1 protein-coding gene is annotated in these 317 nt (G+C 41.6%); it reads left to right on the top strand.

Translation table 11 applies throughout. The features are described from left to right. A partial coding sequence (locus I6E38_RS15165) for a hypothetical protein (protein ID WP_235394748.1) occupies positions 1 to 317 on the top strand: 317 nt, incomplete at both ends.

Genomic DNA, 317 nt, shown 5'->3' on the forward strand with positions numbered 1-317 from the left:
AATAAAGTCGAAGATAAGTTATGCCCGTCAGTCTTACCGTGAGTCAAGAAGCAATCATCTGTGGATAGACCCTTCGGTGGGTTGGAATTGGAAGGCAACTGTTGTTTCTGAATTTTCGGCTAATGTTGGTTATGCTAATGCTCCATTAATGGGAAGGTCTATCTATGACACTCCTATCTTCACAAGCTATCGCACTCAGAAAGTGAATAGAGGCAAGACGGATGCTACTCACTCTCTTCATGCTACGGCAGCATATAAATACACCAATCCTGTGTCGGGACTGTTCTTTAATATTCGTCCTTCATATAATAGAATGT

Source organism: Leyella stercorea (assembly GCF_021531355.1).
GTDB lineage: Bacteria > Bacteroidota > Bacteroidia > Bacteroidales > Bacteroidaceae > Prevotella.